The organism is Sporomusa rhizae (assembly GCF_041428845.1).
GTDB classification, from domain to species: Bacteria; Bacillota; Negativicutes; order Sporomusales; family Sporomusaceae; genus Sporomusa; species Sporomusa rhizae.
Genome location: NZ_CP156925.1, coordinates 4,601,530 through 4,617,509, shown reverse-complemented (window position 1 = coordinate 4,617,509; position 15,980 = coordinate 4,601,530). Strand labels below are relative to the sequence as shown.

16 protein-coding genes are annotated in these 15,980 nt (G+C 43.3%); 14 read left to right on the top strand and 2 right to left on the bottom strand.

Annotated elements, in window-relative coordinates:
- Positions 1 to 156 precede the first annotated feature (156 nt).
- Complete coding sequence (locus SRRS_RS21705) at positions 157 to 720, top strand: YcxB family protein (RefSeq protein ID WP_371363469.1); 564 nt, start codon at positions 157 to 159, stop codon at positions 718 to 720.
- 350 nt (positions 721 to 1,070) lie between these two features.
- Here the strand turns inward: SRRS_RS21705 and SRRS_RS21700 are convergent, their stop codons facing one another.
- Entirely contained in the window at positions 1,071 to 1,493 is a 423-nt protein-coding gene (locus tag SRRS_RS21700) for an RDD family protein (RefSeq protein ID WP_371363468.1), read from the bottom strand.
- A gap of 596 nt (positions 1,494 to 2,089) precedes the next feature.
- Here SRRS_RS21700 and SRRS_RS21695 point away from each other — a divergent pair.
- The 13 genes from SRRS_RS21695 to SRRS_RS21635 all read left to right on the top strand — a co-directional run bounded on the left by SRRS_RS21695 (position 2,090) and on the right by SRRS_RS21635 (position 14,595).
- Positions 2,090 to 2,320: a hypothetical protein gene (locus tag SRRS_RS21695; RefSeq protein WP_371363466.1), complete on the top strand. Its 231-nt coding sequence runs from the start codon at positions 2,090 to 2,092 to the stop codon at positions 2,318 to 2,320.
- 78 nt (positions 2,321 to 2,398) lie between these two features.
- Entirely contained in the window at positions 2,399 to 2,965 is a 567-nt protein-coding gene (locus SRRS_RS21690; protein ID WP_371363465.1) for a glycerol-3-phosphate responsive antiterminator, read from the top strand.
- Positions 2,966 to 3,158: 193 nt separating this feature from the next.
- A complete protein-coding gene (locus SRRS_RS21685) occupies positions 3,159 to 4,418 on the top strand; it encodes a PTS transporter subunit IIC (RefSeq protein WP_371363464.1) in 1,260 nt (419 codons plus the stop codon).
- A 69-nt stretch (positions 4,419 to 4,487) separates the two neighbouring features.
- On the top strand, positions 4,488 to 6,008 hold the full coding sequence (locus tag SRRS_RS21680; RefSeq protein WP_371363463.1) for an FGGY-family carbohydrate kinase: 1,521 nt from the start codon (positions 4,488 to 4,490) through the stop codon (positions 6,006 to 6,008).
- A gap of 15 nt (positions 6,009 to 6,023) precedes the next feature.
- Positions 6,024 to 6,782 (top strand): SDR family NAD(P)-dependent oxidoreductase, encoded by a 759-nt coding sequence (locus SRRS_RS21675; protein WP_371363461.1) that lies wholly within the window; start codon positions 6,024 to 6,026, stop codon positions 6,780 to 6,782.
- Between the two features lie 16 nt (positions 6,783 to 6,798).
- Positions 6,799 to 7,653, top strand: coding sequence for a ketose-bisphosphate aldolase (locus SRRS_RS21670; protein ID WP_371363460.1), 855 nt, complete (start codon positions 6,799 to 6,801; stop codon positions 7,651 to 7,653).
- A gap of 38 nt (positions 7,654 to 7,691) precedes the next feature.
- Positions 7,692 to 8,732 carry a 2-hydroxyacid dehydrogenase gene (locus SRRS_RS21665; protein ID WP_371363458.1) on the top strand — a complete coding sequence of 347 codons (1,041 nt, stop codon included), beginning with the start codon at positions 7,692 to 7,694 and terminating at the stop codon, positions 8,730 to 8,732.
- A 330-nt stretch (positions 8,733 to 9,062) separates the two neighbouring features.
- A complete protein-coding gene (nadD, locus tag SRRS_RS21660) occupies positions 9,063 to 9,665 on the top strand; it encodes a nicotinate (nicotinamide) nucleotide adenylyltransferase (RefSeq protein ID WP_371363457.1) in 603 nt (200 codons plus the stop codon).
- Between the two features lie 23 nt (positions 9,666 to 9,688).
- Entirely contained in the window at positions 9,689 to 10,492 is an 804-nt protein-coding gene (nadE, locus tag SRRS_RS21655) for an ammonia-dependent NAD(+) synthetase (RefSeq protein ID WP_371363455.1), read from the top strand.
- Positions 10,493 to 10,506: 14 nt separating this feature from the next.
- Entirely contained in the window at positions 10,507 to 11,397 is an 891-nt protein-coding gene (locus SRRS_RS21650; RefSeq protein WP_371363454.1) for an NUDIX domain-containing protein, read from the top strand.
- Positions 11,398 to 11,402: 5 nt separating this feature from the next.
- Positions 11,403 to 12,233, top strand: a complete 831-nt coding sequence (locus SRRS_RS21645; RefSeq protein WP_371363453.1) for an NAD(+)/NADH kinase — start codon at positions 11,403 to 11,405, stop codon at positions 12,231 to 12,233.
- Between the two features lie 19 nt (positions 12,234 to 12,252).
- Positions 12,253 to 13,590 carry a nicotinate phosphoribosyltransferase gene (locus SRRS_RS21640; RefSeq protein WP_371363452.1) on the top strand — a complete coding sequence of 446 codons (1,338 nt, stop codon included), beginning with the start codon at positions 12,253 to 12,255 and terminating at the stop codon, positions 13,588 to 13,590.
- 45 nt (positions 13,591 to 13,635) lie between these two features.
- Entirely contained in the window at positions 13,636 to 14,595 is a 960-nt protein-coding gene (locus SRRS_RS21635; RefSeq protein ID WP_371363450.1) for a hypothetical protein, read from the top strand.
- Positions 14,596 to 14,818: 223 nt separating this feature from the next.
- Here the strand turns inward: SRRS_RS21635 and grdD are convergent, their stop codons facing one another.
- On the bottom strand, positions 14,819 to 15,973 hold the full coding sequence (grdD, locus tag SRRS_RS21630; protein WP_371363449.1) for a glycine/sarcosine/betaine reductase complex component C subunit alpha: 1,155 nt from the start codon (positions 15,971 to 15,973) through the stop codon (positions 14,819 to 14,821).
- Positions 15,974 to 15,980 lie beyond the last annotated feature (7 nt).

Genomic DNA, 15,980 nt, shown 5'->3' with positions numbered 1-15,980 from the left:
CATAATTAAGAGCTACGGGCTCTATGTTTATGCCCAAAACATAAATGCTTCCCCGGGTCGCTGAGCTGTGCTTCCTTGCAGTTAACGGCTGTTTATAAAGGGAAATGCACTGTTTTTGGAGAATATTGGAACAGAGTATTTTATTACGGAGGCTATATGGGAGAACAACAGATTCAATTAACAGAGGAAAAATTGGAATATCAGGACTTTCTCGAAATGGTGAGATTATCTAATAAAAGAGGGCGGTATATACTTTGTGGTTTTTTTATTTCTGCAATATTATTGAACATCATTATTAGAAGCGTGAGTGGAGTAATAACTTCCCTTATATTATGGGGTTGTTATGAATTATATTTAAAATTCTCAAATAAGAAGAGTTTTCAATCGAACAAGTTTTATCAAAAAGAGAAAGTTACTACTATTACAGAAGATGGTATAGAACTAACAGCAATGGATGATAGTTTCCATTCGATTACTAGGTGGGATGAATTATGCAAAGTAAAAGAAAACAAGAAGATGATTTATTTAATGACAAGTAGTAATGGTGCCGGCCATTTTTTTCTGAAGAAGGAATTCACTCCCGAGCAGCTTGTTCAATTTAACAATTTAATTAAAAAAATGTTAGATTCCAAGCTGTTTGTGAAGGAAAATCCTCTGAAATATATGGGCATTGGTATGCTGATACAAGTCTTCTTCTTAGGGTTAGCTTACATTACTTGATTCTTATGATAGTGATAGGAATTTGAATCATAGGGTATGGGAACTCAATTTTAGCTTAAATTCTTTATTAACTCAGCGTCCTCGGGGGGGACGTTTTTCTATGTCCACAAGCAGCAGGCGGTAACACTCATGCCCTACTGCTGGCCCTTTATTCCATTGGCCGTGAGCACGCTGTAGAAAGGGAAAAGGATGTTAACTTTTCCTGGTAACTTGATAGTGAAAGAACAAGATCAGCGGACGTAAAATGATATGCCCCCTTGTGGCAGCCAGTTTTATCATTTTAACTGTCTACTACAAGGGGGCAAAATCTCTCTCTGTATCTTAGGTGTAGATGGGCTTAGTCTATGTAATTATTCTTTCATTACAAAAACACATTTAGTAATCATATCATGCGAAGTCTGATGTCTTTTTGATAAATGAATAACAAACAGGTTAATAAGAAGATAGAGTGAACATGTTAAGAAGGTCATCAATGTACAAAGAAGTACTCGTGCGGAAATTCTTAAAAAGGAAGGTCTTGCTCCTTCCACGGTTGTAACCTTAAAGCCAATAAACTTTTCTCCAATGCTCGCCTGTCTGGGCGAACTTTCACAGAAAGCAAAATAAAGCCATGGAACTATTAGTATATAAAGAGGGACAAATACAATAACATCGATAGTGGTTATTGGCTTAAAATAATTTAGGAGTATTAATAGTAGGATGCAAAGAGGTCCTAATAGTAGCCAATCAAGTAAGAAAGAGAGTAGTCTTTGTTTTACACCTGCATATTTCATTAAATAGATCATCTCCAAAGTGGTTTTCTATGGAGATTATACCATATAAAAGCTTTTAAGGTTTTTTAGCTTGTAATAAAATAATAAAAGTGTCCTGCTAACAAATTAATATTTTTTGCCTTATCTACTTGCAATTGATGTAAGAAAATACTATTATTGAAAATAGGTGGAAATTAAAAAGTAAAGTCGCCGTGTCCCATAGGTGGTGGAACACCTATAGGCACGGGCAGGTGCCCTAACACCTACACGCAACAGCGAACTGTCCACGACGACAATCTTATTATACCTGCTTGCTATCTTGATTACAAGTTTTGGCAAATAAGGTTTGAGGTTGGCGTATAAAGCAAGGGCTGAGCGACTGCATGCACTATTCGCTTAAATATATCTTGATACCGGTCTGGCGGGACGCGTTGACGGGTTCTGCTAGCGTGTTTCCTGTATCATGATTCTGTAGCAATAAACGATAGAATCGCATGTGTAGGGTGAATAATCCTGCGTATGTGATTCTTTTTAATTTCCTCCTGTAAAAATCCCATTCATGGGTTATTACAGGAGGGTATAGAGCCTCCGTAAGGTAAAAGGGAGAGGTATTTATAATGGTGACGCTGCATATAGCGGATAAAGAAATTGAATGTGCCGAAGTTAGGCCAATCAAATTAACCATGCTCATTACGGAAGGTGGGCAAGAGTATTTACTCATAAACGATTGGGGCCAGCAATATTTGTATGCTGTAGCGCGTGAGGAAGGGGCGCAGCCGCAATTTACCTATATTGATCAGGTGGTGAGGGTGGAAGAGGCATACAAAAGTTATAGATTGACAATTTGATATATTTTGATATAATTAACAACGATGGAAAATAGAGATGTTTAAGTCGCCCTATAGCTAGATAATTGGAGTTTTGTTATGTTAGGTAATAATTTTATTATTATTCCATCTATTAGATCTATGAAAGATTTTGAGCACGCTTTATCGGCGGAATCAAAATACGTATTTTTATCAGAAATACATATTGGCAATCTTAAGGTAATGGTTGAAAAATGCCATAGCAGTAACAAATTAGTAGTTGTTAATATTGAATTAATAGGCGGTTTTTCGGCAGATCAAGTCGGGCTGAAGCTGCTCAAGTCATTTTATAATGTTGACGCAGTTTTATCTTCCAATGCGATGAAGATTAATATTGCTAAGTCGTTAGGATTTAAGACAGTACAACGCTTTTTCCTAATGGATTCGCGATCATTTGATTCAACGCTAAAATCACTACAAACAACCAAAAATGATGCTGTTGAAATCTTACCTGGACCAATAGCACCCCAATTTATTGATGCTATCAAAAAGGTAAGAAACGTGCCAATGATTGCCGGCGGTTTTGTAAGTACCAAAGACATGGTTAAAGAGCTTTACAAAGCTGGTTTTTCCGGAGTTACGAGTAGTACGCGTGATTTATGGAAATTAAAGCTTACAACAAAATAGAATTGTAGGATAGTGAATTTGAATCCTACTAAAAGAGATTGAAGGTTATATCAATCTCTTTTAGTAGGTTTTTTTATTTTTTTGCGTGATCTGTTTTCCTTTCGGTACCAAAGGAATTTAGATAACATTTCTTGATTAGGAGGTGTTGGCTGACAGTTTTTTCCCAAGCTATAAAATTTGAGGGGGAATTGGTATGGAGTTCATTCAAACAGTAATTAGCCTGGGGCCATCGATTATGATGCCAATTATCTTTTTCTTATTGGCGCTATTATTTGGTGTGACACTCGGTAAGGCCTTCAAGGCCGGTATGCTTGTAGGTATCGGTTTTACCGGTATTGGCTTAGTCATTGGGATGCTCCTGGAAAGTTTAGGACCTGCAACAATAGCTATGGTGAAAAAGTTTGGGCTTAATTTGACGGCGGTGGATGCCGGCTGGCCTGTTGGGGCAACGATAGGCTGGGCAACGCCCATTGTTCCCTTTGTAGTCTTTGGCGGGTTGGGTATTAATCTTATCATGCTGTGCTTTAACCTTACCAAAACAGTCAACATTGATATTTTTAATTATTGGCACTTCCTGTTAACAGGTGGCGTTGTATATGCAATATCCCATAATGTTATGATTGGTACGGCAGCCGCATTGGTGCATTTTCTGATTATCCTTATTATTGCAGATAAAACTGCCGTAAAAATTCAACAAGAGTATGACCTAAAAGGGATATCTTTTGCACACGCTACGTCGGCAGCCTTTGTACCCGTGGGTATAGCGGTCAACTGGGTTATTGAACAGATTCCCGGTCTGCGCAGTATCGAAGCTAACCCGGATATGATTATGAAGAAATTTGGTGTTATGGGCGAACCGCTAACATTAGGTACGATATTGGGATTGGGACTGGGATTTTTGGCAGGATGGGATACCAAAGATACTGTAATGCTGGCTGTAAAAATCGCAGCAGTAATGGTGTTGCTGCCGTCCATGATTAATGTATTGGTTGAGGGCTTAGTTACTGTACGTGATGCGGCAGAAGCGTCCTTGAAGAAGAGATTCCCGCACAGAGAATTTTATATCGGATTGGATACTGCACTTCTTATCGGTGACCCGGCAGTATTGGCAACAGGTTTGTTAATGATTCCGGCGGCGCTGATACTGGCCTTGCTGCTTCCCGGAAACAAAGTTTTACCGTTTGTTGATTTATCGGCATTGGCGTTTCTAATTCCCATGGTGGCCCCGTACTGTAGACGCAACATGTTGCGAATTTTTCTGGCGGGCGTTGTCATTTTAATAATCGTCTTATACGCTGGAACATATTGTGCAAGCTACTACACTGAGGCGGCACACATCGCCAATGTTTCCATGCCTAAAGGCGTGAACAGTACTGAAATAGTGAACATGGTTGGCGGCCATGCAACGCCTATCGGCTGGATATTGATTATATTGACTAAAATCTTTGGCTAGCGGTATGGAGTCTGGATAAAAGATTACTGGGGATCTTCTACAGTGTACAAAACTTTAGGGGGAGAGAGCATGAATAGCCAAAAGTATTTGTTAGGCATAGATAACGGGGGAACTATGTCCAAGGCCGCTATTTACGATTTAAGCGGGCGGGAGGTAGCTGTAGCCAGTGCCAAGACTGAGTTATTAATGCCGCAGCCGGGATTTACCGAACGGGATATGAATGAAATGTGGCTGGCAAATGTGCGGGTAATCCGTGACGTAATTCAGCGGGCAGGTATTGATGCTAAAGATATTGCCGGTATTGCGACGACCGGTCATGGTAATGGAATGTACTTGGTAGGTTATGACGGACAACCGGTCTATAACGGAATTATCTCGACAGATACCCGGGCCAAGGATTATGTGGCAACCTGGTATAAAGACGGAACTGCCGACAATATCCGGCCTAAAACGATGCAGTCTATTTGGCCGGGGCAGCCGGTTGCCTTATTAGCCTGGTTTAAAGGAAACAAACCGGATGTACTTGAGAAAACGCAGTACATTTTTATGTGTAAGGACTATATTCGCTATAAACTTACCGGTGAGGCCTATGCTGAGATCACGGATATGTCAGGCACAAACCTGATGAATGTTCGCGATGTTAAGTATGACGAAGCGTTGCTGAGTGAATTCCGTTTGGCTGAAATGATTACCAAATTACCACCGCTGAAATATTCCGGGGAGATCTGTGGTTATCTCAGCCCGGAAGCCGCCAAAGAGACCGGAATGGAAGCAGGGATTCCGGTTGCAGGCGGGTTATTCGACATTGATGCGTGTGCCATTGCCAATGGTATTATCGATGAAGATAAACTTTGTATCATTGCGGGGACCTGGAGTATAAACGAGTACATTACCAAAAAGCCGATTATCTCTGAGGATTTATTCATGACTTCGCTATATTGTATGGAGGGGTATTGGCTGACAACCGAAGCCAGCGCAACTTCGGCCAGTAATCTGGAATGGCTTGTTACCAACCTGTTGGACGGCGACCAGATTCAGTGTAAGGCTGCAGGTAAATCAGTGTATGATTATGTCAATGAGCTTGTCAGTACAGTAGAGCCTGGCGATGCTGAAATGATTTTCCTGCCCTTTCTTTTCGGAACCAATGTCGATGCTGATGCCAAATCCTGTTTTCTTGGTATAAATGGCTGGCATACCAAGGCTCATATCTTGCGGGCTTTATACGAAGGCGTGGTATTTTCGCACAAAAGCCACATTGACAAATTATTGGCTAATCGACCCCGGCCAAGTTCTATACGGATTGCCGGTGGAGCCGCCAATTCGAAAGAATGGGTACAGATTTTTGCCGATGTCCTGCAGATACCGCTTGAAGTGACGGCCTGTACAGAATTGGGAGCTTTGGGGGCAGCTATTTGTGCAGGCGTAGCTACCAGAAATTTTGAGTCTTTTGACTCGGCGGCTGCAACTATGGTTACTATTAAATACATTTGTTACCCGGATGCCGGCAAAAAAGAGTTATATGAGAAAAAGTATCATCATTATTCCAACGCTGTTAAAGCATTAGGCAGCTTTTGGCGAACTATCAAGTAAAAGGGAGAGAACGCTATGGACTTAAAACTGAGTGGGAAAACGGCCCTGATTACCGGAGCTTCTTCGGGAGTTGGCCGCAGTATTGCCCTGGAACTGGCGCAGGAGGGGGCCAACATTGTTATTGGGCATTTCAAGGATGCGCAGAATGCCCAAACGGTAGTAAGTGAGATTGAGCAGATTGGCAGCCAGGCTATAGCCATTGATGCTGATATTTCAGATGCAGAAAATTGTAGAAAGTTATTCCACGCCGGTGAACAAAAATTTGGTGGTATTGATATCTTAATCAATAATGCCGGATTATGGCCGTCCAACTGGATTCAAGATATACCATTGGATGAGTGGAATAAGACGGTCGAAGTAAATCTTACTGCTGTATTTCTTTTAAGCCAGTTATTTATTAAGAACAAATTAGCCAGTAAAAAAACCGGCAAGATCTTAAACATTACTTCCCAGGCAGCTTTTCATGGATCGACAACCGGGCATGCCCACTATGCGGCAAGTAAAGCCGGTGTGGTCTCTTTCACAGTGTCGGCCGCGCGGGAAGTTGGCCCGCACGGTATCAATGTAAATGCGATTGCCCTGGGAATTGTCGAAACAAATATGACTAAAGCCGCTCTTGCGGCAAATCCTGACTACTATCTAAAACGAATACCCATTGGCAGGGTGGCACAGCCTGAGGATATTGCCAAGATCGCTGCTTTTATGGTATCAGATGCCGCCAGCTATATTACCGGTGCTACAATCGACGCCACCGGCGGAATGTTAATGCGCTAAACAGGAGGAATGTTCAATGTTAACTACAATAAATGAAATCTTAAGAAAAGCACGGGCTGGACATTATGCAGTGCCTGCTTTCGATTGCACAGAAGATGTAATGATCCGGCCGATATTGGATACATGTCAGGAAATGAAATCGCCAGTTATTTTAATGGCTCTTGAACATGATTTGAAAGGCAAAGGTTTTGCCTATATTAGCTCAATTGTCCGTGGGGTAACGGATCACTATGATATCCCCATTGCCTTACACCTGGACCATGCTCTGGAATTCGATTTGATAAAAGAAGCAATTGACTACGGGTTTACCTCGGTCATGTATGATGGTTCCATGCTGCCTTTTGCCGAAAACGTTGCTAACACAAAGCGGGTTGTAGAATTGGCACATAGTCACGGGGTTGCGGTAGAGGCAGAATTGGGTCATGTTGCCGGCAATGAACTTGATGGCAGTGTCGGTGCAGGCAAAGAAATGCTTACAGATGAAAATGAGGTCCAGGACTTCGTACAAAAAACAAATGTGGATGCGTTAGCCGTGTCCATCGGGACAGCACATGGGGTTTATGTTAGTACGCCTAACTTGAATATTCCAAGACTGAAAGCCATCAATAAGTTGAGTACGGTGCCACTGGTGCTGCACGGTGGGTCAGGCACGCCGGAAGATCAGGTAAAAGATGCTATTATCAATGGTATTACCAAAGTAAACATTTACGCTGATCTTAGAATTGCCATGCTTGCAGGAGTAAAAAAGGCCATAGAAAGTCAAAAACGGGTTGATCCCTTACCCAATGAATTGTTCCAGCCGGTGAAAGATGCAATCAGAAAAGCGGTTATGGAAAAAATTGATATGTGTATGTCAAACAACAAAGTCTAAAAATAATAGCTTTTGCAGTATACCTAGGAGGAGATTTTATGAAGATACTAGCTGTTGGCGATACTTATATACCGGAAAGCGTTATGAAAGCAGGTCTATGGCAATTGGAAAAGGCCGGATATGACGTGACTGTACGGCAATGGAAACATCAAAATCTAGAAGCATTACAGATGGATAACTTACTTATTGAACAGCAGGGGCCCGAAGCCGTCGTTATGCCTGACGACCTGTTTTCGGATATTCACCAATATGATATTGTTATCGTTCAATTTACCCCGCTTTCCCAAAAAATACTGGCGCGGGCTACAAATTTGAAACTAATTGGGGTATTAAGAGGTGGTACCGAGAATATTGATGTCAAATATGCTGCAAGCAAAAATATAGCCGTGGCAAATACGCCTGGCAGAAATGCCAGAGCAGTAGCAGAATTTACAGTAGCACTAATGTTCTCTGAAATCCGAAATATTGCCAGATCTCATACAGCCTTGAAAAATAAGGTATGGCTAAAGGAGTTTCCCAATAGTGCGGGCATCCCGGAACTGTTAGACAAAACTGTCGGACTTGTTGGGGTGGGGCATATCGGGCAGCTCGTGGCAGGCTATTTAAAGGCTTTTGGCTGCAGACTTATTGCCTATGATCCTTATGTTGCTAATGCTGAAGGTATTGAAATGCAAAGCTTAGAAGCAGTGATGCGGCAGTCGGATATTATTTCTATACATGCCAGATATACAGAAGATACACACCACTTGATCTCCCAAAAAGAAATAGCGCTGATGAAACCCAATGCAGTGCTTATTAATACTGCCCGTTCAGGGTTGGTTGACCAACAGAGTCTTGTGCAAGCGTTAAAAGAAAAACGGATTCAGGGGGCTGCATTAGATGTATTTGATGCTGAGCCAATACCGGAAGATGATGAAATTCTGCATTTGGATAATATAACAATAACGCCGCATTTAGCAGGGTCTACGGCAGATGCATTCAGTAACAGCCCTAAACTGTTCTGCAGCAGATTGATGCAGACAATAGAACAAGGGTGCGATATGACAATTGTGAATGGTGTAAAGTTGAATTTACCTTAACATTTCTTTAGTTTCTGCCACTTTAAGAACAAGCGTCCAAGTATGTACCATGGCAGGAAGCCGTGGTGTATTTAAAATATGATTGATTGAAATTGATTCATTGTATAGTCCTTTTCAAGCAAACTAGTGTAGGGCAAGCGATAAGCTTGCCCTTATTTTTTTATTTGGGAAAACCTCAATCATGGAAAAAAACACCTTGACATTCGCTCTTCTGTTCTGTATGATAAGAACAACAATATTGATATATTCAATATGAATATATCAATAGGATGAAAGATAATCGTAAAGGGTAGAAAGAAATTTTCATTTTGAACATAGGGAGGATGAAATATGAAAATAGGAATCTATGGTTCTTCGTTCAATCCAATTACTAACGGCCATCTTTGGACAGCAAATACGGTAGCCCACCGGCAAAAACTGGATAAGGTTATTTTCCTTCCGTCCTCCAATAAACGAATGGATAAAAGCATAACCACGCAGGATTTTCACCGTATCGAAATGTTAAAATTAGCGATTGACGGCAATGAAAAATTCGAGTACAGCGATTATGAAATGAAAGCAAATGTAGGAACGTATTATACCTACTACACCATGGAATATTTTAAAAAACTGTACTCCAATGACGAAGTGTTTTTTATCATGGGAGCCGATTTATTACAAGAAATACCTGACTGGAAATACAGCGAAGAATTAATAAAAAATAATCGTTTCATTGTAATGGAACGAAATGACATCAATATGTACAAAGTAATCGCAGGGAGTGTACTCCTGCGGCGATATGAACAGCAATTTATCCTGATGGGGAAGGGAATTGTAAATGAAATCAGTTCAAGCTATATTCGGGAAGAATTTGAATTCGGCGGTGACCCAAGATATCTACTGCCGGAAGCAGTTTATCAATACATACGAGAAAACCAGGTATATATCATATAATTTTGCGGCTAGGGAGTGAGAAAATGCTGAATAAAAACATCCAAAATCAGATTATTGCGGAGTTAAAAGTAAAACCGGTAATTGAACCGGCAGAGGAAGTTGGTAGGAGAATCGATTTTCTCTGCAACTTTCTAAAAACCAGTGGCTTAAGAGGCTTGGTATTAGGTATTTCAGGCGGCCAGGACTCCACCCTTGCGGGTAAATTAGCGCAAGCAGCAGTAAAAAAAGCCGGGGGTACATTTATTGCCATGAAATTGCCCTATGGAACGCAAGTAGATGCCGACGATGTGGAGCTTGCCCTTGATTTTATTAAACCGGATGAAGTTATACATTTTGACATCAAACCCACGGTGGATGCCCTCTGTTCTACTTATGCGCTGGCAGCAGGTACAATATTAACCGATTACCATAAAGGTAATGTTAAAGCAAGGATTCGCATGACAGTGCAGTATGCCGTCGCCGGGCAACGCAATATGGCAGTTATCGGCACCGACCACGCATCAGAAAACCTAACTCGCTTCTTTACAAAATTCGGCGACGGCGCGGCCGATATTTTACCGCTGTTCGGTTTGACTAAATTTCAGGGCAGAGCTATGCTAAGAGCCTTTCCGGGCTATCCTGAAAAAATTTGTACGAAAAGTCCGACCCCGGATTTACTTGACGGTATCCCGGCCAGACCGGACGAAGAGGAACTGGGCATAACCTATCAAGCGATTGAAGACTTCTTGACCGGGAAGGATATAGACGATAAAACCTTCAACCGTATTTATGAGCTATATAATAAAGGCGGCCATAAAGCAAGACCGCCCATTACACTATACGACTAAGGGGGATAAGTAAGATGGAGCAAATGACAAAAGCAGAATTTAACGCTCGCCATAATATGAAAGTTGCTGCCGACATCGTGTTATTTACCGTCAGGGATGAAAGTATTGATAATCCCCGCAAAACTCCGGAACTTAAATTACAAGTTTTATTAATAAAACGAAAATCGTCAGCCGAACAGGGCAAGTGGGCGTTGCCCGGCGGAGCGGTAGAAAACAACGAAGATGTCCATACTGCGGCCTACCGTGAACTCAAAGAAGAAACTAATATTGACAATGTTTATATCGAGCAATTGTATACCTGGGGCAAGCATGACCGTGATCCACGGGCCGAGGAAGACCCTCAGAACCGGTCGGTAAGTGTATCCTACATGGCGCTGGTGGACAGTGAAAAGCTCAATATTCAAGCCGGGGATGATGCTGAAGATGCCCAGTGGTTCACAATCGAAGCAAAACTGATTAGCAAAACAGAAAAGCCTAAAATAAACGGATTTGCAATGGAATATCTTTATGAACTGCATTTATCCAACACCGCTCATGCCTTTAACAGTAAGGTAATCGTAAAAAGAATGATTGATGGCTCTATTGTGAAAACCGAATTGGAATTCCAGGAATCGCCGATTGCCTTCGATCATGCGCAAATTCTGTATTATGCACTGGAGAGACTGCGTAACAAAACGGAATATACGAATATTGCCTTTAATTTGATGCCGGAACTATTTACTCTTGGCGAAATACAAAAGGTGTACGAAGTGATTCTTGGTAAAAAATTGAATGATTCCAATTTTCGTACCCGCACGATTAAAAACATGGTTATTGAGACGAATCAAAAACGTAAAGAAGGGCAATATCGTCATGGGAAACTTTATCGGTATAATCCCGAATGGTCCCGGGACAACATTTGGTGATTTCTATGAGATTCGGAATTATACGGAGTCCCTATAAACCGCTTGCTGAAGCTTTTATTGAAAAAATGATGGCCTGTATAGATTCAGTTGGCGCTGCGGCCGTTCCTTTTTATCCTGACAACGGCATTCCGGAAGTGGATATGATTATTTCTATCGGCGGCGATGGCACAATGCTGGCTGCTGCAAGACAGGTTAAGGAAATTCCAATTTTGGGAATTAATCTTGGGCATCTAGGGTTTTTAACAAATATCGAATTTGATTGCTGCAAAGAAAAAGAAAGTTTCTTAAAGCTTAGACAAGCTATCCTTAAAATCGCACATGGACAGTACAAAATCGACCAGCGGTGCCGCATTGAACCCGTCGTTAGAAGAAACAACGCAGAAATTGCCTGCTGTACGGCGCTGAATGATGTAGTTATAAAGGGTGCCATCGCGAAATTAGTCAGGCTTCAGTTATTTATCGGGGAAGAATATGTGGGAAACTTTCCTGCAGACGGAATCATTATTTCTACCGCAACAGGTTCTACCGGTTACTCTCTTTCCTGTGGCGGGCCGATTATCCCGCCCGATACCGATGTCAACATTGTTACGCCGATTTCCAGCCATCTGCTTACCGCGCGTCCCCTCGTTGCCTGCAATAATAAAGAAATAAAAATAGTCGCGGAAGCTTATCACAGCAAACTATTATTATCGGTAGACGGGCAAATGGATATGGACTTGGACATAGGTGATGAAGTAATTGTAAGAAAAGCAAAGTTTACTACTAATTTAGTGCGAGTGAACGAAGAAGCATTTTATCCGCTGTTAGCGAGAAAGATGAATTGGGCTAATTGCTAAATAAGAAGGGAGAATCGTTATGAGCATATTCAATAACCGGAGACTTCCCGAAGGGTTATTCCAAATAGACGCGGAACGTATCCGGCAGGGGTGGTATTCTGATAAATATTTTTGCAATAACGTTATAATGCTGGAATTGCTTGCTGACGAAGGCTATCAATTCCAGGGGGAAAGCGATCTGAAAGATGTCGACTGTTCAACCACTCGCATTGGCGACTTACAGGTTGAAATGCAGTTCTTCACCAGACGCCGCCCCTTTAGTGTAGTAGCCGGCGTGGATGAGGCGCTGGCAATCCTGAAGCAATGTACAGGGTATTATGATAAAAGCGGGCAGTTTGTTAATACATACGGTGAGTTAGAAGTGGAAGCGGTACAGGACGGAACGTTCGTTTTTTATGATGGGAATCCGCTGGAAGTGCAACCGGTAATTAAAATCAGAGGCAATCATCGCTATTTTGCCAAGCTGGAGACGGTTATGCTTGGCGCATTGGCGGAACCAACAAGAATTGCTACGAACGTGTTTAATACTTTGGTTGCGGCCCGAAATAAAGATGTATTGTTTTTCCCGGCCCGCTTTACCCCTTATAAGATACAAGCCTTGCATGGCTACGCGTATTCGCTGGCCATCGAGGCTTATAACAAGAAATATGGTAAGAAGAAAGGTACTTTCGTTTCCACCGACAGCGGCGGAGCTTATTGGGAAGGCAGCGGTATCGGGACAATTTCGCACTCAACCATCGCGAGTTTCCTTGGTGATACCGCGGAAGCAATGTACCAGTTTGCGCGGCTGTTAGACCCGTCCATTAATAGAATTGCGTTAGTGGATTTTCACAACGACTGTGTGGGTGAATCCAAGAAGGTTATGAAGCGGTTATGGGATACGTATATTGAACTCTATAAAGACGGAAAAACCGAAGAAGCGCTGCGTTACAAACTACTCGGCGTTCGTCCGGACACATCGGCAACCATGAGAGATAAGTCCATTGTTCCTACAGGCAATAAGGCGCTGGATATGGGGGTGTCGCCTAAATTGGTTTGGAACCTGCGGGAAGGGATCGATAAAGCCTATTTGGAGTGGAACGTTCCGGCCGAGTACGAGGAGCTTGCGAAGCAATACTGCCAAGACGTAAAAATCTTCGTGACCGGTGGTTTTAACGCCGCTAAGATCCGTGAATTCGAAGAGCAGGATGTACCGGTAGACGTGTACGGTGTAGGAAGTTCTTTGATTGAGAATTCCCAGGAAACCAATAACGATTTTACTGCTGATATTGTCAGAGTGAAAATCAATGGCAACTGGCAAAACTTTTCTAAAACCGGACGGTGTGCCTGCGAAAATCCGGAACTAGAACCAGTGTAATTACAGAAAGCAAACTTCTTGAAGCTGAATAAGGAGAGAGTTTATATGACTTTGCCGAAGTTTTATGACCCTTCTATGGTAGGAACTTTGTATATGCCGCGTAAAGCGGTAATCCGGGAAGCTGTTAAAGAAAGGAAAAATGACTTTAAAGCGGATGCTGCCGGCAATCAAACATCGATTCTGATTATTGATGCGCAAGCCGACTTTTGTTTACCGGGCGGAAGTTTATTTGTTCCGGGGGCGGTTGAGGATAACACCCGGCTGGTTGAATTTTTGTACAGGAATATCGAGAAAATCAAATACCTGGACTTCACCCTGGATACCCACCTGTATGTACAAATTTTTTTCCCTCTGTTTTGGCGGGACAGCCAGGGGAATCATCCTGAACCATATACCGTAATATCGTATGCTGATGTCGTACATGGCAGGTGGATTCCGGCTTTGTCGGAGGAGATAGTTCGCGAATATCTTCGTCAGCTTGAAAGTACCGGCAAGTACAATTTAACAATATGGGAGTATCATACCGACGATGGTTCGGTGGGCGGGGCTGTAGTGCCGGCGCTTACCGAGTTGGCTGTATATCATTCCTTGTTATGGGAAAACGACCCCAAGTTTCACCGCAAAGGGTTACGGGAGTTTTCTGAGTGTTACAGTGCAATTGGAGAAGAAGTAAGAGCGGTAACTATTGAAGGCAAACAATATTCGCTTGGCCAGTATAATGACAAATTGCTGGCGAGTCTATTAAGCAGAGAAAAGATATACATAGCGGGGCAAGCATCCAGCCACTGCGTAAAAGCAACGATTGAAGACCTGATCTTTTATGCGCAACAGAATCTGTCTAACCCCAGAGAATTCCTTTCAAAATTCTACATTCTTGAGGATTGTATGAGTCCTGTTCCGGCAATTCCCGGTGTTGTGGACTTCCCCCAAATTGCCCGGGAAGCTTTACAAGGTTTTGCCGCCGCAGGAATGCATGTGGTAAAATCCAGCGATGAAACCGCATGAGTCAGGGGACGGTTCCTTGACTCATACTAAAAATAATAGCAAGGCTCAGAATTTCTGAAGCCTTGCTATTGTTGTATTTAGCTGGTACGCCGGTAGGACTCGAACTTTCCGTAAGACGCGGTCTCAAATAGAAAACAAGATATATCTTTAGAAAAAATAAGGAATGCATCAAATATAGAAATCTCAAAAAGTCATGATTGGCTGTTCAGACAGTCTTGCTGTATCATCCGGCGACGAGGATGTGATTTTCCTGCAAGATAACCCTCGCCGGGGCCAAATCTTCGGGCGCCACCAAGATAATGGGTCCTGTGCAGCCCATGCCTGTCTCCGCGTAAATGCCCCCAGCCCATAAGAGCTGCTGGGCTTGGTCCAGTTCCAGCACATCAATGCCGGCTATTTGTTCACTTACGATTTTTTTGGGTGGTGCTTTTTTTACAGACGCCTGCTGTTGGCCGCACTGAGGTTTGGCAATGTCCTTTAATCCGGCTTTGCCGGCTGCGGCGATTTCCTTTGCCGCCACCTCGGTTAACCTGCCTTTGGCCATAACGGCCGCATAGTGGATAGCGTTGGCGATAACCGGCGCGCCCGACGCCCGGGAAATAATATGGATGATCTTGTGATAACCTTCCCCAACTCCCGGCCCGTAACCATACCCCAGCGATTCGTAGCTGCCACCGGTAGTGTAGGCTGAAAAAAGCTTCATGAGCAAGTTGCCGGTAAGGCTATCGGTGACCATTACCTGCGGGGTTCCGGTTAAAAGATCATTGCCGCGCATGATGACGCCGCCGTCGCTGCGGCCTGAGGCCGCGAAATAAATTTCATAGCCCCGTGCCTGCATTTCGGTCAGGCAGCGTTCGACCTGCCGGGCGCCGTCGACGTTGAGAATGCCGACGGTGGGCTTCGTTATGCCGAAGGCTTTAGCCGCAGCAATGCCGTGCACGGCGCTGCGCACCATGGCTTCCACCCGGTCGGTGGCGGCGGTCCCGGTGGTCGAAGCGATAAACATTTTGTCACCGCGGCCAGGAGTAACTACTAATCCTACGGTGGCAACCCCAATAGGAAAATTGTAATGCATGGTAACCGCCGCGTCGAGTTCGCCGGCTGCCAGCAGTTCATCCATTTTCGCATGACATGCTTCATCACTGTCGGCAGGAACTAGGGTAAGCTGTGTTTTGACATCGGCAGGACCAATAGCCACTACTTTGACGTCCCCAAGCTGCCGCTGAGCGGTCTCTGCGCCCGCCAGCACTTCGGCGACACCGTGTTCACTGCCAAGCAGGGTAATGCCTACCTTTGCCTGAATAGGCGGATTGCCGGCAGCCAGCATATCGGCGGTTTCCTTTAAAACTTCGGCAACAAGCTGTTTTACATCGTGCATACCATAC